This window comes from Kitasatospora sp. NPDC059646 (assembly GCF_042734615.1).
Taxonomy (GTDB): Bacteria; Actinomycetota; Actinomycetes; order Streptomycetales; family Streptomycetaceae; genus Kitasatospora.
Window position 1 is genome coordinate 80190 of record NZ_JBHWDS010000011.1, and the last position, 25868, is coordinate 106057.

Consider the following 25868-nt stretch of genomic DNA (forward strand, 5'->3'; position numbering starts at 1 on the left):
GGGGGCGCGGTCACCGGACGGTCCTGCGACGGCCCGTCAGGGCGTGCTCCAGCACGCCCGGTTCGGGGGAGAGGGCGTGGACCCGGGCGGGAGCGGCGGACACCGCGTAGCCGCCCGGGGTGGCCGAGTAGAGGGCCAGCGCCCAGGCCGGGCCGGTGCGCCCGGGCAGCGGGAGGTCCCGCAGGGCCGGGCGGGCGCGGGACGGGCGGAGCGTGAGCGCGGCCAGGCGGCAGGTGTCCGCGAGCACCGCCGGCGGCCAGCGCCACAGCGCGGCCCACAGGCCCGCCCCGCCGCCCGTCCGGGCACCGGAGGCGCGGCGGACCGGTCGGGCGGCGAGCGCTCCGAGCAGGGCCAGCAGGCCGCCGACCAGCAGCTCCAGGGCATCGACGGTGGAGATCAGCACGCTGTACAGGCCGCACAGCACCACCCACCACACGGCCGTCTCCGCCACCGCCGCCCACCACCGCATGCCGCTGCTCCCGGGCCGGTCCCGCCGCACGCGGGAGTGCCTGTTCCGACCCCGCAGGACGCTAGCCCCGTCCGGCCCGGCCCCCCGCGCTCCGCGCCGCCGCCCGGACCGGCGCCACCCGATCGGCGCAACCGGGACCCGGTCCGCCGGCCGCCCTGGGCCCGAACCGCGCCGCCGGGCCGGAGCGGCGGTTCAGCCGGCCGAGCCGCCCGGCGGGGGAGTGGCCGGCTGCGGGGTCGGTTCCGGCTCGTTCGGAACGGGCGGCGACAGCGGCGGGTCCGGGTCCGGCGGCAGCGGGGACGGGCCCAGCGGGTCCGGCGGGTCGGTGGGCCGCGGCGGGCTGTCCGGGGGCTCGGGGGGCCGCACGTCGGGGTCGAAGGGGGTCGGAACCGTCATCGCTCTCACCGTCCCAGCGCGTTCTCCAGCTGGTGCTTGTTCATCTTCGACCGGCCCTTGATGTTGCGCTGCCGGGCCTCGTTGTACAGCTGGTCGTAGGTCGGGCCCTTCGACCCGGTGTGCGAGCGCTTGCCGCCGCGGTGCCCGGACGACACGTCCTTCACCGAACTGCGGGACGCGGTGCGGCTCTCGCCGTGCCTGGCGCGTTCCTTGTTGACGGTGCGGGCGGCGATCTCCTCGGCCCGCTTCTTGCTGGCGCCGCGCTCCAGCTGGCTCTCCTTGATGTGCTCGTACTGGCGCTCCCGCTTGGGGCTCGAACCGGCAGGCATGACCGCTCTCCTCTCGTCGCCGTACGGGGTCACGCGCACGCATACCCGGATCGACCGGGGCGAATCGGATTCAAATCCGGCCGATCGGGTACGAGTGGAGCGTCGCACCGAACGCTTCGCGCCAGGTGCGGCCCGACCCGCAAGGTCGCCAGCCACGGCATGCGAGCCGCGTGCCGGGAGCCGTCCGCCTGAAGAAGCCGGGCACCACGGTTCTCGCCCGTCCCACCGCCGCCCCGTGCGGCCGCCCCGTCCGGGCCCCGTGCCCGGCGTGCGGCGAGCCGTCCTTCCGGGGGCGCGGCGACGGGCCCCGCGCCGTCCCCGGGAGATGACTCCCCGTGACCACCACGACCCACCGCCAACCGCCGTCCCGCAACGGGGGCGGCGGACAAGAGCACGCCCGGACCCGCGAGGACGAGCAGCCCCCGGCCGGCTGCGACATCGACCCGATGTACCGGCCGACCCGGCGCGAGATGCGCGCCATGGGCAAGTTCGAGTCCCGCGAACTCAGCGACGCCCTGTTCCGACGACTGCGCGAACTCCCGCGCGAGAGTTCGACGTTCAGCTACGTGCGGGGCACCGTCATCGAACTCAACATGCCGCTGGTGCGGTTCGTCGCCGCGCGGTTCCGGCACCGCCCCGAGGAGCTCGACGACATCCTGCAGGTCGGCACCATCGGCCTGATCAAGGCCGTCGACGGGTTCGACCCGGACCGCGGCGTCGAGTTCGTCACCTACGCCATCCCGACCATCTCCGGCGAGATCAAGCGGTTCTTCCGCGACACCTCGTGGCCGCTGCGGGTCCCGCGCAGCGTCCAGGAACGCTACCTGGCCGCCGCCCGCGCCTCCGACCGGCTCGAACAGTCCCTCGGGCGGCTGCCCGACACCGCCGAACTCGCCGAGGAACTGCACCTCACCGAGGCCGAGGCCGCCGAAGGGCTGGACGCCGGGCGGCTGTGCCGCTGCGACTCGCTGGACTCGCTGCGCGACGACGACTCCGACGACGCCGGCAGCGCCCTGATCAACCGGCTGGGCAGCTGCGACCCCGAACTCGAACTCGCCGAACTGCGCGTGGTGGCCCGCCCGTTCCTCGCCGAACTGGCGGAACGCGAACGCACCGTGCTGCTGCTGCGGTTCTGGGGCGGACTCACCCAGAGCGAGATCGCGAGCGAGATCGGCGTCTCCCAGATGCACGTCTCGCGGATCCTCTCCGCCACCCTGACCCGGCTGCGCGAACAGATCGAGGGCGACGGGCGGCCGCCCCGCGACGGCCCCGCCCCGGACGCTGATTGAGCCCCCGGCCCGCCGGGTAGCCGCGCGGGCGAGCCACCCCAGGTGGAGGACCAACGCCGTTCGGCAGGAGGTGTTCGGACGTGGACGCACAGCCTGTCAGCGGCGCCCCGCTCACCGTCGCTCTGCACCGCCCCCCCGGTGCACTGGTGGTGCGCCCCGAAGGCGAACTCGACCACGACAGCGTGGGCCCGCTCCGGGACGCCTTGGAGCGGGCCGTCGCCGACCCGCCCGCCCGCCTGGTGGTCGACTGCGGCGGCCTCGACTTCTGCGACTCCACCGGCCTCAACCTGCTGCTGCGCGCCAACGTCGCCGCCCGGCGGGCCGGCGTCCCGCTGCTGCTGGCCGCCCCCGGCTCGGTGGTGGTCCGGATGCTGGAGATCACCGGCGCGGACGAGGTGCTGGCCGTCCGCCCGACCGTCGCGGACGCGCTCGCCGCGGACCCCGCCGCGCTCCCCGGCCCGGCGGACGGGTACGGCGACGGAGACGAGGAGCACTGATGAACCGTCCCGCCGCCGAGGGCGAGAGGCACGCCGGCGACCGCGCCGAGGAGCCTCGGGACAGTCGCGCCGAGGAGCCCCGCGAGGGCCGCACCGAACGCCGCAGCCTCGCCCTGGACGCCGCCCCCGGGGCGGTCGCCCGCAGCCGGGAATTCACCCGGCTCGCCCTGCTGGCCTGGGGCTGGCTGCCCGCCCGGGACGCCGACGGCCGGGCCGCCGCCGAGGACGTCCTGCTGATGACCAGCGAACTCGTCACCAACGCCTGCCAGCACGCGACCGGCCCCTACGCGCTGGAACTGACCCGCTGCGGACCGCTGCTGCGGGTCGCGGTGCGCGACCGCGACGACCGGCGGCCGGTGCTGCGCGCCCCGCACGCCCCCGCCCAGCCCGGCGGCCACGGCCTGCGGGTGGTCGACCGCCTCGCCGCCGCCTGGGGTTGCGACCCGGCGCCGGACGGCGGCAAGCGGGTGTGGCTGGAGGCGCTGCGCCCTCCGGCGGAACCCTGACCGGAAGGGTGCCACAGTGGAGAGGACCCGCCGTGAACTCCCGGGGCCCCCGCCCGTCGGCCCCGTCGACCGGACCCGAGGTGGTGGCCACGTGGACAGCACGCCCGACCCGGGGGCGCCGGAACCCGAGCGGCCCCCGCAGGAGCACGCCGCACCCGACGGCGCCGCGCTGCGGCGCCTGCTGGCCGGGCTCACCGCCGTGCGCGACGGAGACCTGTCGCTGCGGCTGCCGGACGCGCCCGGCGTGCTGGGCGAGATCTCCGGCGTCTACAACGACATGGCGGAGCGGCTGGCCCGGCTGAACGCCGAGGTGACCCGGGTGGCCCGCGAGGTCGGCACCGAGGGCATGCTCGGCGGCCAGGCCGAGGTGCCGCAGGCGGTCGGCGCGTGGCGGGAGCTGGCGGACTCGGTGAACGCCATGGCCGGCAACCTCACCGCGCAGGTCCGCAACATCGCGCAGGTCACCACGGCGGTGGCCCGCGGCGACCTGACCCGCACCATCGCGGTGGACGCCCGGGGCGAGATCCTGGAGCTCAAGAACACCGTCAACACCATGGTGGAGCAGCTGAGTTCGTTCGCCGCCGAGGTGACCCGGGTGGCCCGGGAGGTCGGCACCGAGGGCATGCTCGGCGGGCAGGCCGACGTGCGGGGCGTGTCGGGGACGTGGCGCGACCTGACGGACAGCGTGAACTTCATGGCGGGCAACCTGACCGCGCAGGTCCGCTCGATCGCCCAGGTGGCGACCGCGGTGGCGCGCGGCGACCTGACCCGGAAGACCGACGTGGTGGCCCGCGGCGAGATCCTGGAGCTGAAGAGCACCGTCAACACCATGGTGGACCAGCTGAGTTCGTTCGCCGGCGAGGTCACCCGGGTGGCCCGGGAGGTCGGCACCCAGGGCATCCTCGGCGGGCAGGCCGACGTGCGCGGGGTCTCCGGCACCTGGCGCGACCTGACCGACAACGTGAACGTGATGGCGGCCAACCTGACCGGGCAGGTCCGGTCGATGGCGCAGGTGGCGACGGCGGTGGCGCGCGGCGACCTGTCGCGCCGGGTCACCGTCGAGGCGGCCGGCGAAGTCGCCGAACTGGTCACGGCGCTGAACGCCATGGTGGACACCCTGTCGGCGTTCGCCGCCGAGGTCACCCGGGTCGCCCGGGAGGTCGGCACCGACGGCACCCTGGGCGGGCAGGCCCGGCTGCCGAACGTCGCCGGCACCTGGAAGGACCTCACCGACAGCGTCAACTTCATGGCGCACAACCTGACCAGCCAGGTCCGCAACATCGCGCAGGTCACCACGGCGGTGGCCCGCGGCGACCTGACCCGCAAGATCGACGTGGACGCCCGGGGCGAGATCCTCGAACTCAAGAACACCGTCAACACCATGGTGGAGCAGCTGAGTTCGTTCGCCGCCGAGGTGACCCGGGTGGCCCGGGAGGTCGGCACCGAGGGTCGGCTCGGCGGGCAGGCCGAGGTGGAGGGCGTCTCCGGCACCTGGAAGCGGCTGACCGAGAACGTCAACGAACTCGCCGGGAACCTGACCCGGCAGGTCCGGGCGATCGCCGAGGTCACCAGCGCCGTCACCGCCGGCGACCTGACCCGGTCGATCACCGTGGAGGCGTCCGGCGAGGTCGCCGACCTGAAGGACAACGTCAACGTGATGGTCGAGTCGCTGCGCGAGACCACCCGGGCCAACCGCGAGCAGGACTGGCTGAAGACCCACCTGGCCCGGCTCACCGGCATGATCCAGGGCCGCCGCGAGCCCGCCGCCGTCGCCGAACTGCTGATGGACGAACTCTGCCCGCTGCTCGGCGCCCAGTACGGCACCTGCTACCTCGCCGAGGCCGGACCCGCCGAGAACCGCCCCGGCGACGGCCGCTCCGGCGAGGGCCGGGCCGCCGGGGACGGAGCCGACCGGCCGACGCTGGTCCGGGCCGCCGGCTACGGCCACCCGGAGGCCGACGCGCCGCGCCGGTTCGGCCTCGGCGAGTCGCTGATCGGCCAGGCCGGGCGCAGCCGCCGCCCGATCGCGATCACCGAGCTGCCGCCCGGCTACGCCGAGATCCGCTCCGGCCTGGGCTCCGGCCCGCCCCGCGAGCTGCTGATCCAGCCGATCGCCATGGAGGACCGGCTGCTCGGCGTGGTCGAGGTCGCCACCCTGCACCACTTCACCGACCTGCACCGGGACTTCCTGGAACGCCTCGCCCAGGACATCGGTACCACCCTGGCCACCCTGCTGGCCAACGCCCGCACCGACGAACTGCTCCAGGAGTCGCAGCGGCTGACCGCCGAACTCCAGGCCCGCTCCGAGCAGTTGGTCGACGGCCAGGAGGAGCTGCGGCGCTCCAACGCGGAACTCGGCGAGAAGGCCGAGCTGATGGCCGCGCAGAACCGCGACATCGAGGCGAAGAACCTGCAGATCGAACAGGCCCGCCGCGAACTCGAGGAACGCGCCCGCCAGTTGACGTCCGCCTCGATGTACAAGTCGGAGTTCCTGGCGAACATGAGCCACGAACTGCGCACCCCGCTCAACAGCCTGCTGATCCTCGCCCAGCTGCTCGCGCAGAACCCCGAGGGCAACCTGACGGGCAAACAGGTCGAGTACGCGGAGGTGATCCGCTCGGCCGGCTCCGACCTGCTGCAGCTCATCAACGACATCCTCGACCTGTCGAAGGTCGAGGCCGGCAAGCTCGACGTCACCGTGGAGCCGTTCCCGCTGCGCGAACTGCTCGACTACGTCGACACCACCTTCCGGCCGCTGGCCGCCGAGAAGAACCTGGAGTTCCGGATCACCACCGCGCCCGGCGCGCCCGAGGAGCTGCGCACCGACCAGGCCCGGCTGCGGCAGATCCTGCGCAACCTGCTCTCCAACGCCGTCAAGTTCACCGACCGGGGCTTCGTCGAACTCGCCGTCGAGCCCGCCCCGTCCGGCGAACTGCCCGGCGGGCGGCGGGAGTCGGGCGCCGTCGCGTTCCGCGTCCAGGACTCCGGCATCGGCATCGGGGCGGACCACCTGGAGTCCATCTTCGGCGCGTTCCAGCAGGCCGACGGCACCACCAGCCGCAAGTACGGCGGCACCGGCCTCGGACTGTCCATCAGCCGCGAACTGGCCCGGCTGCTGGGCGGCGCGGTGAGCGCCGAATCCGTGCCCGGCGAAGGCAGCTGCTTCACCCTGCTGCTGCCCGCCCCCACCCCCGCCGAGCCCGCCGGCCCCACCGGGCCGGCCGAGCCGACCGAACGCCGCATCCTGGTGGTCGAACCCGACCCGCCGGGACTGCTCACGGTGCTCACCCGCAACGCCGTCGCCGGCCGCGACAGCGCCACCGCCGTGGACAGCGCCGCCGACCCCGACAGCGCCCTCGCCGCCCTCGACCGCCGCCCGCCCCGGCTGGTGGTCCTCGACCTCGCGCTGCCCGGCGACGGCGCCCGCACCCTGCTCGCCGCCCTCGACGGCCGGCCCCGCCCGGTCCCCGTCATCGGCCACACCACCGCCCCCGACGCCCCGCTGCCGGACGGCGACCGGCTGGAGATCACCACCGGCCTGGACGAACTGCGCGAACGCATCGGCAAGGCCGTCGGCCCGCCCGCCGCCCGCCCCGCCCCCGCCGCGCCGCCCGCCCGCGCCGGCCGGCTGGCCGGCCGCACCGTCCTCGTCGTCGACGACGACTCGCGCAACGTGTACGCCCTCAGCACCGCCCTCGAACTGGAGGGCGCCACCGCCCTGCACGCCGCCAACGGCCGCACCGGACTCGCCCTGCTGCGCGCCCACCCCGAGATCGACCTGGTCCTGATGGACGTGATGATGCCCGAACTCGACGGCTACGCCGCCACCGCCGCGATCCGTGAGAGCGCCGAACACGCGCACGTGCCGATCATCGCCGTCACCGCCAAGGCGCTGCCCGACGACCGCGCCCGCAGCCTGGCCGCCGGAGCCGACGACCACCTCACCAAGCCCGTCGACGCCAACCGCCTGATCGCCACCGTCCAGCACTGGCTGGAGAGCTGACACCGTGTCGAAGCCCCGCGAGCCGCACCGGACGGGGACCGACCCGCGCCGGCTGCTCGCCCTGCGGCTGCGCCGCGCCCAGCAGGAGACCGAGGACCTGCGCGCCGCGCTCGCCGCCCGCCCGCTCACCGCACTCGCCACCGGCGTCCTCGCCGAACGCCTCGGCTGCGGGCCCGCCGAGGCCGGCAGCCAACTGCTCACGCTGGCCGAACGGGCCAGGCTCACCCCGCAGGAACTCGCCGCCGACATCCTCACCACGCTGCCCGGCGACGCCGACGGCACCGCCCCGACCGCCGCCACCGGCCCGCCCGTCCGACTGCCCGGCCGGCCCGAACCCACCGTCGAGGCCGCCCTCAGCCAGGCCGCCGCCATGGTCGCCGCCACCGCCGCCGTGCTGTGGACCGTCCGCCCCGGCGGCGTCCTGCACCCCGCCGCCGCCCCCGGCTTCAACGACACCGAACGCGCCGACTGGCGGCACGTCCCGCCCGGCGTCGACACCCCGGCCGGCCGGGCCCTGCTCCGGCGCGCCGAGCAGGGCCCCGAAGGGCCCGTCACCTCCGCCCTCGGCGCCGCCCGCGCCCCCTACCGCCTCGCCGTGCCCGTGCACCGCACCGAGGGCCCCGCCGCCGTCCTCGAACTCGCCTGGCCGGAGCGCCCCGCCGAGCCCAGCACCGCCGAACGCCGCCGCCTGCACGCCGTCGCCGAGGTGTGCGCCCTCGCCCTCGCCGACGGCGCCCCCGACCCCGGCCCCGACCCCGCCGACACCTCCGCGCTGGACGCCGCCCTCGCCCCCGCCATGCTGCTCGACCCGGAACCCGCCCACGGCACCCCCGCCGACTTCCGGCTGGCCCGCGTCAACGCCGCCTTCACCGACCTCGCCGACCGGCCCCCGCACCGCCTCGAAGGCCGCACCCTCACCGAGGCCTACCCGCTGGCCTGCGCCGACGGCCTGCTCGACCTGCTGCTCGGCGTGCACGCCACCGGCCGCCCGGTCCACCGCGACAGCCTCGCCCTGACCTTCCTGTCCGGCCAGACCCCCGTCCCCGTGCTGCTCGACCTCGCCGCCGCCCGGCACGGCACCCGCCTGCTGGTCAGCTGGCAGCCCGCCGCCGGCACCGACCGCACCGACCACCTGCTGCGCACCGCCCAGCGCCTCAGCCACCTCGCCGGCTTCGAGGAGGACCTGCGCACCGGCGAGATCCACTGGACGCCGCGCACCGCCGAACTGCTCGGCCTGCCCGCCGGCACCGAGCCCGTCCCGCTCGCCGCCCTCGCCGCGCACGTCCACCCCGACGACGAACAGACCGTCCGACGGGTCGTCAACTCCGCGACCCGGCACGGCCGCGCCGACTCCGCCGTGTTCCGGATGCGGCACCTCAGCAGCTACACCCACTACGTCCGCCTGGTCGCCGAACCCGTCCTCGACGTGCACGGCCGCACCGCCGTCGTCCGCGGCGCCTACCAGGACGTCTCCGCCCAGCACTGGACCGAGACCGCGCTCGCCGCCACCACCGAACGCCTGGCCGACACCCGGCAGCAGGCCGCCGAGAACCACCGCCTCGCGCTGCGCCTGCAGCAGGCCATCCTGCCGCCCGCCCCGCCGCCGCTGGAGGACGCCGGACTGCACGCCGCCGTCCGCTACCGGCCGTCCTCGCAGCAGGACCGGGTCGGCGGCGACTGGTACGACATCACCCTGCTGCCCGACCGCACCGCCCTGCTGGTCGTCGGCGACATGGCCGGGCACGGCGTCGAAGCCGCCACCGGCATGGTCGCGCTGCGCCACGCGCTGCGCGGCCTCGCCCACACCGGCGCCGGCCCGGGCCGGCTGCTCGGCTGGCTCAACGAGGCCGCCGAGGACCTCACCGCCGCCACCGCCACCGCCGTCTGCGCCCGCTACCACCCCGACACCCGCACCCTCGACTGGGCCCGGGCCGGCCACCTGCCGCCGCTGCTGGTGCGCGACGGCGCCGCCCGCCCGCTGCCCGTGCCGCACGGCATCCTGCTCGGCGCCACCGACCGCGCCGACTACGCCGAGGCCCGGCTCGCGCTGCGCCCCGGCGACATCCTGGTGATGTACACCGACGGCCTGGTCGAACGGCGCGACCAGTCCGTGGAGGAACCGCTCGCCCACCTCGCCCAGGTGCTCGCCGAACCCGCCGCCGACCTGGACGCGCTGCTCGACCGCGCCCTCGAACTGAGCTGCGCCGACACCGACGACGACACCTGCCTGATCGCCGTGCAGGTCCTCGACGAGACGAACGGCGGCGCGGACAAAAGGGTTTGAGCCGGAGCGAACCGGTCAGACGCTCGGCAGGCCCGCAGCGGGCCGGCGGTCCCCGCCCGATCACCGGCAGGACGACCGCCCAGCGACCGAGGAGGTACGACCGCGATGCTCGCCATGCTGTTGGTGCTGCTGCTGATCCTCATCCTGTTCGGCGCCGGTTTCGCCGTGAAGGTGCTGTGGTGGATCGCCCTGGCCGTGCTGGTGCTGTGGCTGATCGGCTTCATCGCCCGCAGCGCCGAGAGCGGCGGCCGACGCGCCCGTTGGTACCGATGGTGACCCACGAGAGACGGAGGAGACACGCATGAGCATGGTCCAGGAATCCATCGAGGTGGACGTCCCCCTGCACACCGCCTACAACCAGTGGACGCAGTTCGAGGACTTCCCCAACTTCATGGACGGCGTCGAGCAGGTCACCCAGCTCGACGAGCGCCACAACCACTGGCGCACCAAGATCGCCGGCGTCAGCCGGGAGTTCGACACCGAGATCGTCGACCAGGCGCCCGACCAGAAGATCGCCTGGCGGACCGTCGGCGGCGACGTCCAGCAGATGGGCGTGGTCAGCTTCGCCCGGCTCGACGACGCCCGCTGCGAGGTGCGCCTCGCCATGGACTACGACCCGCAGGGGATGGCCGAACACGCCGCCGACACCATGGGGATGATCGACCGCCGGGTCCGCGGGGACCTGGAGCGGTTCAAGTCCTTCGTGGAGGAGCGCGGCGTCGAATCCGGCGGCTGGCGCGGACGCATCCGCCCTTCCTGACCCGCGCCACCCGTCCCGCCCCCGGCCCCGTTCCGGCCGGGGGCGGACCCGTGCGCCCGGCGCCGTGTTTGGCATCCGGGGGAGTGGACACCCGCCCGACATGGAACAACCACTCCACCAAGGCCCCGCCGACTGGCTGGACGCCCCCGGCCGCTGGACGTTCCTCGACCCGGCCGCGGAACGCCTCGCCGACCTCGTCCGGGCGCTACCGCTCGGCCGCGCCCGCGACGTGCTGCACGGCGTCCCGCTCGGCCACCCCCTGCACCCGGCGCTCGCCCAGGTCCCGATCGGCTGCTGGCTGGCCGCCGGACTGCTCGACGCCACCCGCATCGACGACGCCGCCGCCCGCCGGCTCACCGCCGCCGGGCTGCTCACCCTGCCGCCCGTCCTGTGGGCCGGCTGGGTCGACTGGGCCAGGCTGCCGCCGGTCCAGCGCCGCACCGGACTCGTGCACGCCACCAGCGCCGTCACCGCCGCCCTGCTGCACCTGCGCTCGCTGCGCGCCCGCCGCCGCGGCCACGGCCTGCGCGGCCGCCTGCTCGGGCTGAGCGGCACCACCGTCGTCGGCCTCGCCGCCGCGCTCGGCGGCCACCTGGCGTACCGTCAGGCCGCGGGCGCCGCCCACGCGGAGGCCGAGTTCCGGCTCGCCCCGCCCGACTGGCATCCGCTCGGCGCCACGGCCGACTTCCCGGTCGGCGTCCCGGTCCGCCGCCACCTGGGCGAGGTCGCCGTCGTGGTCGTGCACGGCGCCGACGACGGCTGGACCGTCCTCGCCGACCGCTGCACCCACATGGCCGCGTCCCTCGCGGGCGGCGAGCTCGTCGACGGCTGCCTCCAGTGCCCGCTGCACCAGTCCCGGTTCCGGCTGGCCGACGGCCACCCCGTGCAGGGCCCCGCGACCGCGCCGCAGCCCCGGTTCGAGACCCGGGTGCTCTCGGACCACCTGGAAGCCAGGCCGCCGCTGTGAGCGCCGTCGACGACCTGCTCGAAGAACACGGCACCACCTACGCCGAGCAGGCCGGCATCCGGCTGCGCGACACCCCCTCGCCGCTGTACCGCCTGCTCGTCCTCACCCAGCTGTGCGCGATCCGGATCCGCGCCGACACCGCCGTCGCCGCCGCCCGCGAACTCTCCGCGGCCGGCTGGCGCACCCCGGACGCGATGGCCCGGTCGACCTGGCAGCAGCGGGTCGACGCGCTCGGCCGCGCCCACTACGTCCGCTACGACGAGAGCACCGCCACCGCGCTCGGCGAGGCCGCCGACCTGGTCCGGGAACGCTGGCGCGGCGACCTGCGGCGGCTGCGCGAGGAGGCCGGCGGCGCCCCCGCCGCGATCGGGCGGCTGCTCCAGGAGGTGCCCCGGATCGGCCCCGTCGGCGCGGACATCTTCCGCCGCGAGGCCCAACTGCCGTGGCCCGAACTGCGCCCGTTCTTCGACCGCCGCGCGCTGGGCGCCGCCGCCCGCCTCGGCCTGCCCGAAACCCCGGACGGCCTGGCCGAGTTGGTTCCCGCCCACGACCTCGCCCGGCTCTCCACCGCGCTGGTCCGCGCCGCCCTGGCGGGTTGATCCGATCGGCGGGCGGCCAGGTGTGTGCCACCGTCCTTGCCGGGCAGACGCGCTGACGGCACGTCCGGAACGGCCGGACGTGCGCAGATCGCAGTGACGGAGGCAGAGATGTCCGCACCGCAGCGCCCGGAGACAGCAACCGCCACGGTGGAGACCGGTGTCCCCGGCAGACTCGACCGGCTGCCCTGGTCACCCTGGCACTGGCGGATCCTGATCGGCCTCGGCACGGTCTGGATCCTGGACGGCCTGGAAGTGACCGTGGTCGGCAACCTGGCCGCCCGGCTCGCCGAGCCCGGCAGCGGCATCGCGATCAGCACCGCCCAGGTCACCACCACGGCCGCCGCGCTGTACGTGGCCGGCGCGTGCTGCGGCGCGCTGTTCTTCGGCTGGCTCACCGACCGCCTCGGCCGCAAGAAGCTGTTCATGCTCACCCTCGCGGTGTACCTCGCCGCGACCGCCGTGACCGCGCTGTCCTGGACGGCCTGGTTCTTCTTCCTGTGCCGGTTCTTCACCGGCTTCGGCATCGGCGGCGAGTACGCGGCGATCAACTCCGCCATCGACGAGCTGATCCCCGCCCGGGTCCGCGGCCGGATCGACCTGATCGTCAACGGCAGCTTCTGGATCGGCGCGGCGCTCGGCGCGTTCGCGTCCATCGCCCTGCTCGACACCTCGCTGTTCGCCACCGACGTCGGCTGGCGGCTGGCGTTCGGCATCGGCGTGGTGCTCGGCCTGGTCATCCTGCTGGTGCGCCGGCACGTCCCGGAGAGCCCGCGCTGGCTGTTCACGCACGGCCGCCGACGGCAGGCCGAGGAGATCGTCGCCGAGGCCGAGCGGATCGTCGAGGAGGAGACCGGGAAGCCGCTGCCTCCGGTGGAGGAGCCGCCGATCCGGGTCCGCCAGCGCGGTCCGGTCGGCTTCGTCACCATCGCCCGGACCCTGGTCGCGCACTACCCGCGGCGCACCGTGCTCGGCCTGGCGCTGTTCATCGGGCAGTCGTTCCTGTACAACTCCGTCACCTTCGGGTACGCGGCGATCCTCACTTCCTTCTTCGACGTCCCGGCCGGGAACACCGGCTACTACTTCGCGGTGATCGCCGTCGGCAACTTCCTCGGGCCGCTGCTGCTCGGGCACTTCTTCGACTCGATCGGCCGCAAGCCGATGATCGCCGGCACCTACATCGGCTCCGGCGTCCTGCTGTTCGGCACCGCCTGGCTGTTCCAGCGCGGCTCGCTGGACGCCACCACCATGACCGCCTGCTGGACGGCGGTGCTGTTCCTCGCCTCCGCCGGGGCCAGCGCCGCCTACCTGACCGTCAGCGAGATCTTCCCGCTGGAGACCCGGGCGCTGTGCATCGCGTTCTTCTACGCCGTCGGCACCGCCGCGGGCGGCATCTCCGGCCCGCTGCTGTTCAACGGGCTGGTCTCCAGCGGCGAGGTCAACGACGCGACCCTGGCGTTCTGCATCGGGGCGGCCCTGATGACGCTGGCCGGCGTGGTGGAGGCGCTGATCGGCGTCAAGGCCGAACGCCGCAGCCTGGAGTCGCTGGCCGCGCCGCTCAGCCAGGTCGGCGGGCGGACCTGACGGCGCGTCGGGCGGCGGAACCCGGGGGCCGGGCGCCCGGGCGCCGCCGCCCGACGGCGGGTCAGCCCAGGGTCCAGCGCTGGGCGGCCGTGCCGTTGCAGGTCCACAGCTGGAGGCGGGTGCCGTCGGCGGACGAGCCGTTGGGGGAGTCCAGGCACTTGCCGGAGCCGGTGTTGACGAAGTCGTGGCCGGAGCCGTACGTCCACTGCTGGGCGCCGGTGCCGTTGCAGGTGTAGAGCTGGATCGCGGCGCCGTCGTCGTGCGAGGCGGCGTTCACGTCCAGGCACTTGCCGAGGGCGCGGACGGTGCCGTCGGTGCCGACGGTCCACTGCTGGGCGGCGTTGCCGGTGCAGTTGTGCAGCTGGATCGGGGTGCGGTCGGCGCTGGAGGCGCCGGCGACGTCCACGCACATGCCGCCGGGGCCGGTGATCCGGCCGGTGTAGGGCAGCGGGCCGGTGCCGGAGGAGGTGACGTGGACGTAGTCGACGACCATGGTCTGCGGGAAGGCGGACGTCCCGTCGGGGCTGCCGGGCCAGTCGCCGCCGACCGCCAGGTTGAGGATCACGAAGAACGGGTGGTCGTAGACCCAGCGGTTGCCGCCCAGGTCGGCGGGGGTGCGGGTCTGGTAGGCGCGGCCGTCCACCGACCAGGTGATCGCGCCGGGGCTCCAGTCGACGGCGAAGGTGTGGAAGTCGTCGGCGAAGGACTGCCCGGCGGGCAGCGAGTAGGGCGCGCCGATGCCGCCCGCGCCGGAGTACCCGGGGCCGTGGATGGTGCCGTGCACGGTGCCGGGTTCGCGGCCGATGTTCTCCATCACGTCGATCTCGCCGCTGTTCGGCCAGCCCGCCGTGCCGATGTCGTTGCCGAGCATCCAGAACGCGGGCCACATCCCCTGCCCGCGCGGGATCTTGATCCGGGACTCGAAGTGCCCGTACGCCTGGGTGAAGGTCCGGGCGGTGTTCAGCCGGGCGGAGGTGTACTGGCAGGCGCCGTACCAGCAGGACAGCCCGGCGTCGGTGGTGCGCTTCGCGGTGATCACCAGGTGGCCCTGGCCGTCCAGGGCGGCGTTCGCGGCGCCCGCCGTGTAGTACTGGAGCTCGTGGTTGCCGTTGCCCGAACCGCCGGTCTCCAGCGTCCACTTGGCGGGGTCGACGGCCGAGCCGGCCGGTCCGTCGAAGTCGTCGCCCCAGCTCTGGGCGGCGAGCGGCGGCGGCTCGGCCGGACCGGCGGCCCGGGCGGCGCCGGAGGGGGCGGCGGCCAGCAGTGCGCCGGCCAGCAGGAGGACGAGGCCGCCGAAGCGGCGCCGGCGGGGTGACGGTGCATCAGTCATGGAGGAACCCGCTTCCGGGAGCGCTCTCCGCGGCGGTGGGCCGCCGCAGGTGGGCCTGACATGGTACGGACACGGAATCGCCATGGCAACGTCAACTACCGGTCCCGGGCGGAGGAGTCGGACACCAGGAGCACCCCGCCCGGTCCGGCTGATCACCCGTCAATGGCCGGCGCACGGCTCGCAACCGCCACGGGCGGGCGTCAGCCCCGGCGGCCCGGGAGCATGGACAGCGCCCGGGAGCGCTGGGCGACGAGAGCGTCGTAGCTGCCGTCGCGCTCGGCCCAGCGGTGCCCGAGGACGCCCTTCACGAGGACCTCGCGCGGGGTCGGGTCCTGCGCGAGCAGGCCCATGACCTCGGTGGCGAAGTCGCCCAGCGGCAGCGCGTGCGGGTTCACCTCCTCCTGGCCCGCCGTCGCGACCGCCGGGGGCACCAGCTCGACGACCCCGACGCCGGTGCCGTCGAGCTGCGCACGCAGGGCCTCCGAGTAGGCGTGCACCGCCGCCTTCGACGCGGCGTAGCTGGGCATCGGCGGGAACGGCAGGAAGGCGATGCCGGAGGTGACGGTGACGAACGTGCCGGCACCGCGCCCGACCAGGTGCGGAGTGAAGGCGTCGACGACCCGGATCGTGCCGAGCAGGTTGGTGTCGACGGTCGTCACCGCCGTCCCGAAGTGCGCCGGGTCGAGCAGGTCCTCCAGGAGCATGACGCCCGACATCGTCACCACGGTGTCCAACTCGGGGTGGCGGGCGAGCACGACGTCACGGGCGGACGCCACGGAGGCGTCGTCGGTGACGTCGATGCGGGTCGTGCTGAAGCCTTCCGCGGCGAGCTCCGCGAGCGCCGCCGGATTGCGGCCGGCCACGGCCACGGTGCTGCCCGCCGCGGCGAACCGCCGGGCCAGTTCCCGTCCGATGCCCGAGGTGCCGCCGACGACGAGAACGGTGCGCTGGGAGAGATCCACGAGATCGTCCTTCCGGTTCCGGGCCGCCGCCGGCGGCCGGTCCTCATGCGAACAGTGCTCTCGCAGTCTCGGCCCGATCCGCCGGGCGCGGCAGGGCCCCGGTCCTCCCTGGTCCTGCCAGGGCCCCCTCCGGGGTCCGCGCACCGCATTACGGTGGCGGTATGAAGGACGAGGAATCCGGGAACCGGCTCGGCAGCTACCTGCGGGCCCGGCGCGAGCTGGTCTCCCCCGCACAGGCCGGGCTCCCGCCCGGGGGCAACCGCCGGGTCCCCGGCCTGCGCCGGGAGGAGGTCGCCCTGCTCGCCGGCATCAGCCCCGACTACTACCTGCGCCTGGAACGCGGCCGCGACCGGAACCCGTCGCCGCAGGTCCTCGAAGCACTCGCCCGGGTGCTGCGGCTCGACGACGTCGAACGGGCCTACCTGCTCGGCCTCGCGGCGACGCGACCCAGGACGCCGCGGCGCAAGCGGCCCGAGCACGTTCCGGCCCGGGTGCACGAGCTGCTCGCCCACCTCCAGCTCCCGGCGTTCGTCGAAGGGCGCGCGTTCGACGTCCTGGCTTCCAACCCCATGGCGGTCGCCCTCTCCCCGCGCCTGCGGCCCGGCCGGAACCGGCTCCGCTCCCTCCTCCTGGACCCGGAGGAACAGGCCTTCCACCAGGACTGGGAGACCGCCACCGCCGACTTCGTCGCCGCCCTCCGCACCACCATCGGCGACGACACCGACGACCCCAGGTTCGTCGAACTCGTCGGCGAACTCGCCCTGTCCAGCCAGCAGTTCCGCACCCTGTGGGCCCGCCACGACGTCCGCACCCTCGGCGGAGGCACGACCACCGTGCACCACCCCGTCGTCGGCGAACTGCGCCTGCACCGCGACAAGCTCCCCATCGACGACGTCATCCTCGTGGTCTACTACCCCGACCGGGGCAGCGACAGCGACGAGAAGCTGCAGCTCCTCGCCGCACTCGCCCACCCGGGCCCCGTCGCCACCGGGCCCGACCGCACCCGCGACGGCTGACCGTGCGCCTCGGGCCCCGGCGGGCCGCTCCCCGCCGCCCCTCCGGCGGGGACGGCCTCCGACCGACCGCCTGCCGGCCGCGATTCCCCAGTGCTCACGGGAGGTTCCAGGCGGCGAGGACCGGGTTGCCGTTCTCCGTTCCGAGGATGGCCAGGGTGCCGGGGTGGGGGTGGCCGAGGAGGCCGGCGGCGGCCGGGGGGAGGCCGAGCCAGCGGGCGGCGAGGATGCGGGCGAGGTGGCCGTGGGCGACGACCGCGACGTCCCCGTGCGGGAGGAGGGGGCGGATCCGGGCGAGGGCGGCGTCGGTGCGGGCGGCCACCTGGTCGAGGGTCTCACCGGGGTGGGTGACGCCGTCGCGCCACAGGTCCCAGCCGGGGCGGGTCTCGTTGATCTGGTCGGCCGTCAGGCCCTCGTAGCCGCCGTAGTCCCACTCCAGCAGGTCGGGGTCGGGCCGGACGTCGGTGAGGCCCGCGAGTTCGGCGGTGCGCAGGGCGCGGCCGAGCGGGCTGGAGAGGACCGCGACCGGGCGGCGTTCGGCGAGGCGCGGCGCAAGTGCCATGGCGGAGGCCTCACCGGCGGCGGTCAGCGGGACGTCGGTGCGCCCCGCGTGCCGGCCGGTGAGGCTCCACTCGGTCTGGCCGTGCCTGATCACTATCAGCTCTCCCATGGAAGGAGAGGTTAGTTGACGACCCGTCGGAACGGACGGGTCACGGGCAGGACGCCCGGTGGCGGGGCCCGGCGGGAAGGAGCGCCACTGCTCGGGCGTGAGCCCGCCGCCGGCGCGGGCGCAGGCCCGGGCGGCGGCGGTGGCCGGGTCGACGGCGAGGCGCCGGAACGGGACGCGCAGACCGGTGGTGTGCAGGGCGGCGCCGTCGGGGCTGAAGGACAGGCCGTGGATCGGGTCGCCGTCGGCCGGCCGGCCCAGGCGAGCGGCCGGCCGGTGGTCGGGTCCCACAGGTGGACGTCCTCGCCGAGCGCCGCCACGGCCAGGGTCTCTCCGTCCGGCGAGACGCCGGTGCCGTCACCTCGTGCGCGCCGGGCGGGGGAGGAGGGTGCCGAGGCGGCGGGTGAGCGCCCCGTCCCACAGGACGACCCGGCCCGAGGCGTCGGCGGCGGCCGGCACGGCGTCGTCGGCGGTGAACGCCGGCGCGGTGCTCCCGCCGGGGCCGGGCGTCCGGAACGACGGGACGCCGGAGGGGAGTTCGACGACGGGCCCGGTGGAGGTGAGCAACATCCGCCCGCCGGGCCGGGCCGCGGCGGAGTCGAGGGCCCGCACGTCGCCGGACAGCGGTTCGAGCGAGGCCGTCCTCTCCCGCCGTACGGTGATCACCGACTGGGACCCGGTCCGGAAGGTCCGCAACTGCTGACGCGCCCTGCCCCCGGTCGGCACTCCGCCGGTCGGTAATTCGGTGGACGGATGACGGCCCGTCACGGAACGCTGACGGCATGACTGCAGATCAGCGCGCCGCGGCGCGCCTTTGGCCGGCCGGGGCGCTGGCGCCGGGGGCCCGGGTCACGGTGGTCCGGGACGAGGAGCGCGGGGGGCCGTGGCAGCGGGAGTTCCGGGGCACCGTCGACGATCTGGGGGCCCCGGAGCCCGTCGGCCATCCCGCCGCCGAGGAGGGCGAACTGGCGTACTGGATCCGGTTCGACGAGCCGCAGTTCGACAGCGACGGCGACGGGCCGTACCGCAAGGCGCTGATCTGGGCCCGGTACCTGCGCGGTTGAGGCGGGAGCGGGCGGCGGTGGAGGCGGGAGCCGCCCGGCGGCCCGGCCCCCGTGGCCGGGACCGGACGTCGCCGGGCGCGCCACCCCCACCTGGAGACTGGTCAACGCCGGCGCGGATGGCCAGCATGGGTACTCGTCCGCACGCGTCACCCCCCGCCACCCCCGCGTCCAGGAGGCCCCCGTGCCGCACGCCCAGCGCCGACCGAGCCACTCCGCCGGCCCGACCGACACCCCGCTGCTCCTCGACACCGTCGGAGGGAACTTCGACCGGACGGCCCGGGCCCACCCCGACCGCGAGGCCCTGGTCGAGTGCGCCACCGGCCGGCGCTGGACGTACGCCCAACTCGCCGCCGACGTCGACGCGGTGGCGCTCGGCCTGCACGCCAGGGGCGTCCGCCGCGGCGACCGGGTCGGCATCTGGGCGCCCAACCTGGCCGAGTGGACGCTCACCCAGTACGCCACCGCCAAGCTCGGCGCGATCCTGGTCACCGTCAACCCCGCCTACCGGTCGCACGAACTCGAGTACGTGCTCAACCAGGCCGGGGTGCGCCTGCTGGTCGCCGCCTCCCGGTTCAAGTCCTCCGACTACGCGGCGATGATCGCCGAGGTGCGCCCGCGCTGCCCCGCACTCGCCGACGTGGTGCTGGTCGACGGACCCGACTGGGACGACCTGCTGGTGACGGGCCGTCGGGGCGACCCGGCGGTGCTGGCCGACGTCGCGCGCGAGCTGGACCCCGAGGACCCGATCAACATCCAGTACACCTCCGGCACCACCGGCTTCCCCAAGGGCGCCACGCTCTCCCACCGCAACATCCTCAACAACGGTTACTTCGTCGGCGAGTTGTGCGGCTACACCGAGCAGGACCGGATCTGCGTCCCGGTGCCGTTCTACCACTGCTTGAGTAATGGAACACCTAGGCATATAGACATGACCTGGGAGAACGCCGAGAATGACGCAGATGGAAGCGGACAACGCCGTCACAGACCCGGCCAAGTTGATGGACATCCTTGCTCGCAAATCCGTGAAGCTGGACGGTCGGCGGGGCGAGCTGTCGACCGATGCTCAGGAAGCGCGCGGCCGACAGTGGGCTGACTGGAACGGCTTGACCGTTCGGAAGGTCTGGACGGAGAAAATCAGTGCGTCGAAGGGGTTGAAGCGGCCGGACTACGACCGGGCGCTCGCCGCGCTGGCCGCAGGCGAGATCGGCACCCTGTGGTGCTACAAGCTGGACCGCTTCAGCCGGATGGGAGCGCTGGCGGTTCTGACAGCCCTGGAGGCCATCAACGGCGGGCGGATCATCTTCGGTGAAGATGGTCTGGACTCCGCCAACCCGGATCACCGACGCATGATCATGTGGCGGGCGGAGGATGCGCGGGAGGAGTCCGAGCGGATTTCGACGCGTGTGACGGACACGAAGGCGTTCCAGCGCGACAGTGGCGAATGGGTGTCCGGACGAATCCCGTACGGACTGGTTGCCAACAAGGATCGCAAGCTCGTCGCCGACGAGTCCCCTGCCCATCCCGACGACCCCAGTAAAGGGTCCAAGGCAAGCGTCGTCCAGCGGATCTTCCGAGACGCCGCGTCGGGTGAGTACAGCCTGCGCAAGATCGCGGCTGACTTGTACGACGACGGGATCCCGTCGGTCACGGGGGGGCGCTGGAGCCAGAACACCATCTACCGCATGCTGCACAACCCTGCCTACAGCGGGTGGCAGGTGCGGAAGTTGGGCAACGGGCCGGGCATCATCCACACAGACGCGAAGGGGCGCCGCGTGCAGGTGGGTGCGGTGCTGATCACCGATGCGCTGCGTTCGGCCGCCACGCGGGCCATTGCGGGACACGCGAAGCCCGCGAAGGTGGAGACCCGCGGTCGGGCGCGCCACCTCCTCACTGGGCTCGCCAAGTGCGCGAACTGCGGCAGGTCGATGCCACGCGAGAGCCGGTCGTATGCCTGCGGCGCGCGACTCAGCGGCGGCAAGCCGTGTGACCGCCAGGCATGCGCTTTCGCACCAGCGGTGGAGGCATACGTCCTGCAAGCGTGGCTTGACCGGCTCACCAACTCCGAGCCGGATGACCTGTTGCTGGCCATCGTCGCCGAGCGCTGGGCCGCCTTGACGAAGCCTGTCGAAACCGCCGAAGCGGAAGAGGCACGCGCGGTGCTGGCGGCTGCGGAGGCCGTCATGGAGCGTATGCTCCGTGACCGACGGGCGGGGCTGTACGAGGGGGCGGCAGCCCGCTTCTTCGAGCCGGCGTGGCGGGACGCGGTACAGGACGTGGACAACGCACGCGAGGCGCTCCGTGCGCACGCGGGCCCCAGCATCAACATCGGCTTCCTGATGGACGAGGAGAGCGCGCGCGAGGCGTGGGAGGCGGCAGACCTTCCCCTCCGCAGGGACCTGCTCAGGCTGGCCATCGACCGCGTGGAGATCTCGAAAGCAACACACCGCGGGGCCTTCAACGGGCACGAGCGCGTGACGATCCGATGGGCGTCTGTTTCGTGACCGGGAGGAGCGCGCGCCCCGCCCATCACCCGGTCGAGTGACACCAGACGCGCGGAACTTGTGGGCTGTCAGTGGCGCATGCCAGAGTATGGACGTCCCCGGGAAACCGGGGGTGAGCCGTCTGGAGGCTGGCCTTCCTGGCTCTGCGTTACCTGGGTGCCCATGGTCCCTCCTCCCTGCGCGAGCGGGGGTCGTCCGAGGTGGTCATCGGTGCACAGGGCTGCACTTGCAGGACCACTTCCCCGCGCGAGCGGGGGTCGCCCGGTTCTCCACGTGGCAGGGAGTGGGCAAGCAACACCCCTTTCCCCGCGCAAGCGGGGGTCAGCCAGTTCTCTGCGAGGCAGCTATCGGGCAAGCAACATCCCCTCCCCGCGCGAGCGGGGGTCACGCCCCGTCGGTTCACAGCCGGCGGGGCGTCTGCGTCCGCGGCCACCCGTCAGACCGCATCCTCCGCCGTGAGTTTGGCCCTGCCTCTGAGCTGCGGAAACGACCAAAGTGTCGAACTAGACCCCTATTTTCAGTCTCTCTATAACGCGTTAGAGAGAAAGGGAAAAGAGTGGTTAGTTTGGCACTTTGGACACTCCGGCCCGCCCGACAGGCAGACCCAAACGCGGCGCTCAGTAACTGTATTAGGGAGGAAGACGGACTGCGACGCTGGCGAGTGGCGCGGCGTCCGCGTCTCCTCCTGCCGACGGTCGGCAGCGCTCCCTGTGCTCCCCGTACTCTCCTCCGGGTCGAGCACGGGTAGAGCGCGCCGGCCGTCCCAGCTGTGAGTCCTGGGAGACGAGGGGGCCTGTAAAGCCCTCGGTGCGGAGCGCCTGGCGTGGTTCGATTCCACGGCACAGCACGCGGAGGACGTAGGCCATGGAGAGCCGGCACGGATAACGTGCGAGGTGTGGATCCCCTACCGACGGTTGGCGGTGTCGAGAACCGCCCGTCCTCAGCAAGGCGAGCCGGAGCGATCCGGACGCTTGCGCGGAAACGCTGTGTGGATCAGCTCCCGCCCCTGCCGCTGGCAGGACAGCGGGGTTCACGGGTTCGAATCCCGTCCGCGACGGCTCGTCACTTGTCCGTGCTGGTGTAAACGGCAACACGCCCGCCTCTGGAGCGGGTAACTCCGGGTTCGAATCCCGGGCACGGAGCTTTCCCCGGTACCCGGAATTCCCGGGTCGCACGGCCCGCCGGGGGCAGAAACGCACCCGCGCTCACGGCAGGTCGGTCCTGCCTGCGGGTGGCTACTGGTCGTAGCTCAGCTTGGCCGGAGCGCCCGCTTTGGGAGCGGGAGGACGCAGGTTCGAATCCTGTCGACCAGACCTACTACGAACGCCCCTGGAGGCACCTATGGCCCGCGGCACCATCGCCGTCAGCATCTCGGACCGCGCCGGCACTGTGCTGCCCGCTGCGACCGTCGGAGACCCCGTCAACGGCCACGTGGTGGCAAACGACGGGCGGGTAGGGCTGCTGGTGCGGAACACCGGCTCCACGGTCGGGCGCACCGTGACTGTGCGGCTCTCCGGCACTCTCGACGGCCAGGCCGTCAGCGCGACGCGGACGAAGACCCTCGCGGCCGGCGCGGACGCGCTCTTCGGGCCCTACCCGAAGGACATGTACACCGCGTCCCTGCTGGTCGACGTCGACAACGCCGAGCTGACGATCCGCGCGATCAAGATCGGCTGACGTACCAACTGGCAAGCCCCGTACCGGGATTCGGTGCGGGGCTGCTTGCGTTGTGGAGGAGAGATGAGCCGAACGAAGACCCGCCTGCGGCACGTGAAGCACCGAGAGGTTCGCCGCTTCTGGCACGGTGCTCGTGGCGCGGTGCGTGAGGCGCTGTCTGCCGGCCGCGAACCGGCTCCGATCCGTCCCCGGCACAGCGTGTTGTGGGAGCTGTCCTGAGAGGCCGTCTGCTGGGCCGTACAGCCCGTAAGAGGTTCACCTGCGGGTGCTGCGACTGGAGCCGCTCAAACAGCGCTCAGCGCGCCGCCGAGCACCGCGCATGGCGTCGTGAGTGGGAGGTCGACGTCAGCCGGCGCTAGGGCTGTCGGACCTCAGTGGCACGAGCCGGAACGTGGCCTGGACGTACGTTTGCAGGCCGGTCCCGCCGTGCTGCTGATGCTCCAGCCGGTATCCCGCGGCCTCGATCCGCTGGAGTGCTGCAGCGAGCTTTCGGCCGTCATCTCCGGGGACGTGGAAGATCTTCCGAATGTAGATCGTCTGCCCCGCCTTGAACGCCCGCGCTGCCGCCGCATCCACCGCCGCCGCCGGCTCCCGCCGCTTCCCGAATGGCCACATGCCGCGGAGCGTACCGCAGAGCCCCGACAGGAGGCAGCCCAATGGTGTGGTCAACGAGCAACCGCAGAGCGGCACTTCCGCGCGATTGGCCGCGGATCCGGCGGCGCATCTTGCGGCGCGACAAGGGCGTTTGTACGGCGGTCTTCAGCGACGGTCGGCAGTGCGGACGTCCCGCGACGGACGTGGACCACATCGTCCCGGGGAGCGACCACAGGGACGCCAACCTCCGTGCTCTGTGTGGCTGGTGCCACGCCCACAAGAGCGCCAGCGAGGGCGGCGCTGCAGCCGGTCTGCGAGCTGTGTCCAGCGCCCGCCCAACGCCCACACACCCAGCCTTGGAGGACTGATGACGGACCCGCAGGGCGCACACGTGGAGCTGGTGGACGAAGACGACGGCGACGGCGACGGCCTGATGCCCACCGTCGTGCGGGTCAACGGTGTTGCAGTCGGGCGACTGGCTGAGGCGCCGCAGGTCCGGATGCACGACGACGGGCCTACCACGGTCACGCTGGTGCTGCAGCCGAGACGACTTGACATCAGGCGTGCGAGTGTGCATCAGCCGCCTGCGCCGCGCCTGCCGTTCGGCTTCAAGGCCAGTTAGGCGGGCCTAAGTTGGTCAATAGAAGCAAGATCATCAACGGAGTTAGGGTGCCCTAACTTGATCTTGCCGACCATGATCAAACTACCAGGGGGTAACCCCCAATTCGATCATACGGGCATCGTAAAGGTGCTGGGCACCGCTGTCTGTACGGGTCTGGGGATCTGGCGCGAGGCGGCCGGAGGCTGCCCATAGCGAGCCGAACTCGACCGCGCTGGAGTGATGGAGACCCCCGGTCGGGAGGCGGGCGTACAGCTCGCTGGCCGTCACGCTTGACGAATAGTCAGCCACATAAGTGCAGGTGGGAGGCTTGAAAGTGTGACCGCCGCCCCGTACGATAGAGGCATGACCCGGACCTGTGAGCACTGCCGCGAGCCCCTCGCCATCATGGCGCGGAGCCACACGCGGACCTGCTCCCCGCGGTGCCGGAAGGCGCTGAGCCGGGCGACGAAGCGCGCCGCGAGCGCCGCCCCCGAACTTCCCAACGAGATGACGACTGCTGCCCGTTGGGTCCGCTACGACTCCACGAAGCGCCCGCTGACGACCGCCGGCATGGCAGCGTCCAGCACCGACGCCGCGACGTGGAGCACCTACGCCGACGCCGTGAACTCTCCGGCCGGCGTGGGAGTCGGGTTCGTCCTCTCGGACGCCGACGACGTGGTCTGCATTGACCTGGACCACTGCATCCGCCCTGACGGCTCCCTGGAGTCTTGGGCAGCGCCCATCGTCCGGGCCGCGGGCACCACCTACGTAGAGGTGTCCCCGTCCGGCGACGGGCTTCACATCTGGGGCCGCGCGGATGTCCGACAGGGACGCCGCATCCGGCGCCAGGACGGTACGGCCGTGGAGATCTACGGCACCGGCCGCTACATCACCGTGACGGGCCGCCGACATGGCTCGTGCTCGTCCACTCTCGCGGACCTCTCCGCGCTCATCACCACGCTGACGGCGTAGCACTCCCGACAGGGGACGGCCGACGCTGTCCCGAACGGGAGGTTCCCGTATGGACCTGTACCGCGAACGCGCACACCTTGTCGCGCTGCTGGCGGCCGACTACCCGTCGACGATCGGCTACCACGATCCCGACGAGCCGGAGTGGGCTGTCGTCATTGTGGATCTTCCGACCGGTCAGGTCAGTTGGCACGTCGCACCCAATGACATGGACCTCTTCGGCCACGTTGCGCGATCCGACATCAACACGTGGGACGGGCACACGACGTATGAGAAGTACCGGCGCATCCGGCAGCACAACCACCGTTCGGCGGCGGTCTGATGGCCGGCCGCGGACCAGCCCCGAAGGACCCGTCGAAGCGGCGCCGACGCAACACCGACGCGGTCCCACTGCTCAAGCTGGAACCGGACGACGAACTCCGCGGCCCCGAACTGCCAGCCGGCGTACTCGGCGAGGACGACGGAGAGCCGGTCGACTGGCACCCGATGACGAAGGCGTGGTGGACGTCGTGGAGGACGAGCGCGCAGGCGCAGACCTTCACGGACACCGACTGGCTGTTCTTGATCGATACGGCGTTGATGCATCACACGATGTGGGCGAAGGGTCGTTGGGAATTCGCTTCTGAAGTCCGGCTGCGTGCCGCGAAGTTCGGCGCGACTCCCGAGGACCGGGCGAGGTTGAAAATCCAGGTCGACGCACCCGGAACCGCCCGTACCGCCGCCTCAACGACTCCCGCCGGCGTTACGGACATTTCCTCTCGCCGCGCCCGCCTGACGAGCTAGGGGGACCATGCCGCGCGCTCTGGTGCG

The 25868-nt window shown here is 73.4% G+C and carries 27 protein-coding genes, 2 tRNA genes and 1 pseudogene; 22 read left to right on the forward strand and 8 right to left on the reverse strand.

Annotation, left to right across the window (positions count from 1 at the left end; genetic code table 11):
• Positions 1 to 10: 10 nt before the first annotated feature.
• The 3 genes from ACFV1L_RS10060 to ACFV1L_RS10070 all read right to left on the reverse strand — a co-directional run bounded on the left by ACFV1L_RS10060 (position 11) and on the right by ACFV1L_RS10070 (position 1194).
• A complete protein-coding gene (locus ACFV1L_RS10060; RefSeq protein ID WP_380364670.1) occupies positions 11 to 469 on the reverse strand; it encodes a hypothetical protein in 459 nt (152 codons plus the stop codon).
• 192 nt (positions 470 to 661) lie between these two features.
• Positions 662 to 865, reverse strand: a complete 204-nt coding sequence (locus ACFV1L_RS10065; RefSeq protein ID WP_380364672.1) for a hypothetical protein — start codon at positions 863 to 865, stop codon at positions 662 to 664.
• Between the two features lie 5 nt (positions 866 to 870).
• Positions 871 to 1194, reverse strand: a complete 324-nt coding sequence (locus ACFV1L_RS10070) for a plasmid stabilization protein (protein WP_380364673.1) — start codon at positions 1192 to 1194, stop codon at positions 871 to 873.
• 335 nt (positions 1195 to 1529) lie between these two features.
• On the opposite strand from ACFV1L_RS10070, the gene ACFV1L_RS10075 reads away from it, so the two are divergent.
• The 10 genes from ACFV1L_RS10075 to ACFV1L_RS10120 all read left to right on the forward strand — a co-directional run bounded on the left by ACFV1L_RS10075 (position 1530) and on the right by ACFV1L_RS10120 (position 13680).
• Positions 1530 to 2483 (forward strand): SigB/SigF/SigG family RNA polymerase sigma factor, encoded by a 954-nt coding sequence (locus ACFV1L_RS10075; protein ID WP_380364675.1) that lies wholly within the window; start codon positions 1530 to 1532, stop codon positions 2481 to 2483.
• Positions 2484 to 2563: 80 nt separating this feature from the next.
• A complete protein-coding gene (locus ACFV1L_RS10080) occupies positions 2564 to 2980 on the forward strand; it encodes an STAS domain-containing protein (RefSeq protein WP_380364677.1) in 417 nt (138 codons plus the stop codon).
• Positions 2980 to 3486, forward strand: a complete 507-nt coding sequence (locus tag ACFV1L_RS10085) for an ATP-binding protein (RefSeq protein WP_380364679.1) — start codon at positions 2980 to 2982, stop codon at positions 3484 to 3486. The genes ACFV1L_RS10080 and ACFV1L_RS10085 overlap by 1 nt, the downstream gene beginning before the upstream one ends.
• A gap of 91 nt (positions 3487 to 3577) precedes the next feature.
• A complete protein-coding gene (locus tag ACFV1L_RS10090; RefSeq protein WP_380364680.1) occupies positions 3578 to 7489 on the forward strand; it encodes a HAMP domain-containing protein in 3912 nt (1303 codons plus the stop codon).
• A 4-nt stretch (positions 7490 to 7493) separates the two neighbouring features.
• Complete coding sequence (locus ACFV1L_RS10095) at positions 7494 to 9773, forward strand: SpoIIE family protein phosphatase (protein ID WP_380364682.1); 2280 nt, start codon at positions 7494 to 7496, stop codon at positions 9771 to 9773.
• A gap of 105 nt (positions 9774 to 9878) precedes the next feature.
• Complete coding sequence (locus ACFV1L_RS10100; protein ID WP_380364684.1) at positions 9879 to 10049, forward strand: hydrophobic protein; 171 nt, start codon at positions 9879 to 9881, stop codon at positions 10047 to 10049.
• Between the two features lie 25 nt (positions 10050 to 10074).
• Positions 10075 to 10533, forward strand: a complete 459-nt coding sequence (locus ACFV1L_RS10105) for an SRPBCC family protein (protein WP_380364686.1) — start codon at positions 10075 to 10077, stop codon at positions 10531 to 10533.
• Positions 10534 to 10633: 100 nt separating this feature from the next.
• Positions 10634 to 11500, forward strand: a complete 867-nt coding sequence (locus ACFV1L_RS10110; RefSeq protein WP_380364688.1) for a Rieske 2Fe-2S domain-containing protein — start codon at positions 10634 to 10636, stop codon at positions 11498 to 11500.
• Positions 11497 to 12099: an endonuclease gene (locus ACFV1L_RS10115; protein ID WP_380364690.1), complete on the forward strand. Its 603-nt coding sequence runs from the start codon at positions 11497 to 11499 to the stop codon at positions 12097 to 12099. Before ACFV1L_RS10110 ends, ACFV1L_RS10115 begins: the two co-directional genes overlap by 4 nt.
• A gap of 108 nt (positions 12100 to 12207) precedes the next feature.
• Complete coding sequence (locus tag ACFV1L_RS10120; protein ID WP_380364692.1) at positions 12208 to 13680, forward strand: MFS transporter; 1473 nt, start codon at positions 12208 to 12210, stop codon at positions 13678 to 13680.
• A gap of 61 nt (positions 13681 to 13741) precedes the next feature.
• On the opposite strand, the gene ACFV1L_RS10125 is transcribed toward ACFV1L_RS10120, so the two are convergent.
• Together ACFV1L_RS10125 and ACFV1L_RS10130 are read right to left on the reverse strand one after the other, a co-directional pair.
• Positions 13742 to 15010 (reverse strand): ricin-type beta-trefoil lectin domain protein, encoded by a 1269-nt coding sequence (locus tag ACFV1L_RS10125; RefSeq protein ID WP_380364694.1) that lies wholly within the window; start codon positions 15008 to 15010, stop codon positions 13742 to 13744.
• 200 nt (positions 15011 to 15210) lie between these two features.
• Entirely contained in the window at positions 15211 to 15972 is a 762-nt protein-coding gene (locus ACFV1L_RS10130) for an SDR family oxidoreductase (RefSeq protein WP_380364696.1), read from the reverse strand.
• 161 nt (positions 15973 to 16133) lie between these two features.
• On the opposite strand from ACFV1L_RS10130, the gene ACFV1L_RS10135 reads away from it, so the two are divergent.
• On the forward strand, positions 16134 to 16988 hold the full coding sequence (locus ACFV1L_RS10135) for a helix-turn-helix transcriptional regulator (protein ID WP_380364698.1): 855 nt from the start codon (positions 16134 to 16136) through the stop codon (positions 16986 to 16988).
• A 94-nt stretch (positions 16989 to 17082) separates the two neighbouring features.
• Here ACFV1L_RS10135 and ACFV1L_RS10140 read toward each other — a convergent pair whose 3' ends face one another.
• Both ACFV1L_RS10140 and ACFV1L_RS10145 read right to left on the reverse strand, forming a co-directional pair.
• Positions 17083 to 17655, reverse strand: coding sequence for a histidine phosphatase family protein (locus tag ACFV1L_RS10140; RefSeq protein ID WP_380364876.1), 573 nt, complete (start codon positions 17653 to 17655; stop codon positions 17083 to 17085).
• A gap of 354 nt (positions 17656 to 18009) precedes the next feature.
• A complete protein-coding gene (locus tag ACFV1L_RS10145) occupies positions 18010 to 18318 on the reverse strand; it encodes a hypothetical protein (RefSeq protein ID WP_380364700.1) in 309 nt (102 codons plus the stop codon).
• A gap of 116 nt (positions 18319 to 18434) precedes the next feature.
• Here ACFV1L_RS10145 and ACFV1L_RS10150 point away from each other — a divergent pair, with 116 nt between their 5' ends.
• The 6 genes and pseudogenes from ACFV1L_RS10150 (at position 18435) to ACFV1L_RS10175 (ending at position 22894) form a co-directional block, all read left to right on the forward strand.
• A complete protein-coding gene (locus ACFV1L_RS10150; RefSeq protein WP_380364702.1) occupies positions 18435 to 18716 on the forward strand; it encodes a ferrous iron transport protein A in 282 nt (93 codons plus the stop codon).
• A gap of 181 nt (positions 18717 to 18897) precedes the next feature.
• A pseudogene (locus ACFV1L_RS10155) lies at positions 18898 to 19614 on the forward strand (AMP-binding protein); the annotation flags it as partial.
• A 61-nt stretch (positions 19615 to 19675) separates the two neighbouring features.
• Positions 19676 to 21217 carry a recombinase family protein gene (locus ACFV1L_RS10160; RefSeq protein WP_380364703.1) on the forward strand — a complete coding sequence of 514 codons (1542 nt, stop codon included), beginning with the start codon at positions 19676 to 19678 and terminating at the stop codon, positions 21215 to 21217.
• 1069 nt (positions 21218 to 22286) lie between these two features.
• Positions 22287 to 22359, forward strand: a tRNA-Gln gene (locus ACFV1L_RS10165).
• Positions 22360 to 22455: 96 nt separating this feature from the next.
• A tRNA-Pro gene (locus ACFV1L_RS10170) sits at positions 22456 to 22530 on the forward strand.
• 28 nt (positions 22531 to 22558) lie between these two features.
• The gene (locus tag ACFV1L_RS10175; RefSeq protein ID WP_380364705.1) at positions 22559 to 22894 is read left to right on the forward strand and encodes a hypothetical protein; all 336 of its coding nucleotides are present in this window, start codon (positions 22559 to 22561) and stop codon (positions 22892 to 22894) included.
• Between the two features lie 345 nt (positions 22895 to 23239).
• Here ACFV1L_RS10175 and ACFV1L_RS10180 read toward each other — a convergent pair whose 3' ends face one another.
• On the reverse strand, positions 23240 to 23509 hold the full coding sequence (locus tag ACFV1L_RS10180; RefSeq protein ID WP_380364706.1) for a hypothetical protein: 270 nt from the start codon (positions 23507 to 23509) through the stop codon (positions 23240 to 23242).
• Between the two features lie 41 nt (positions 23510 to 23550).
• On the opposite strand from ACFV1L_RS10180, the gene ACFV1L_RS10185 reads away from it, so the two are divergent.
• From ACFV1L_RS10185 to ACFV1L_RS10205, 5 genes are all read left to right on the forward strand, one after another.
• Entirely contained in the window at positions 23551 to 23856 is a 306-nt protein-coding gene (locus tag ACFV1L_RS10185) for an HNH endonuclease (protein ID WP_380364708.1), read from the forward strand.
• Positions 23856 to 24110, forward strand: a complete 255-nt coding sequence (locus ACFV1L_RS10190) for a hypothetical protein (protein WP_380364709.1) — start codon at positions 23856 to 23858, stop codon at positions 24108 to 24110. Before ACFV1L_RS10185 ends, ACFV1L_RS10190 begins: the two co-directional genes overlap by 1 nt.
• Positions 24111 to 24452: 342 nt before the next feature.
• Entirely contained in the window at positions 24453 to 25061 is a 609-nt protein-coding gene (locus tag ACFV1L_RS10195) for a bifunctional DNA primase/polymerase (RefSeq protein ID WP_380364711.1), read from the forward strand.
• A gap of 49 nt (positions 25062 to 25110) precedes the next feature.
• Positions 25111 to 25380, forward strand: a complete 270-nt coding sequence (locus ACFV1L_RS10200) for a hypothetical protein (RefSeq protein ID WP_380364713.1) — start codon at positions 25111 to 25113, stop codon at positions 25378 to 25380.
• Complete coding sequence (locus tag ACFV1L_RS10205) at positions 25380 to 25841, forward strand: hypothetical protein (RefSeq protein WP_380364714.1); 462 nt, start codon at positions 25380 to 25382, stop codon at positions 25839 to 25841. Before ACFV1L_RS10200 ends, ACFV1L_RS10205 begins: the two co-directional genes overlap by 1 nt.
• Positions 25842 to 25868: the final 27 nt, after the last annotated feature.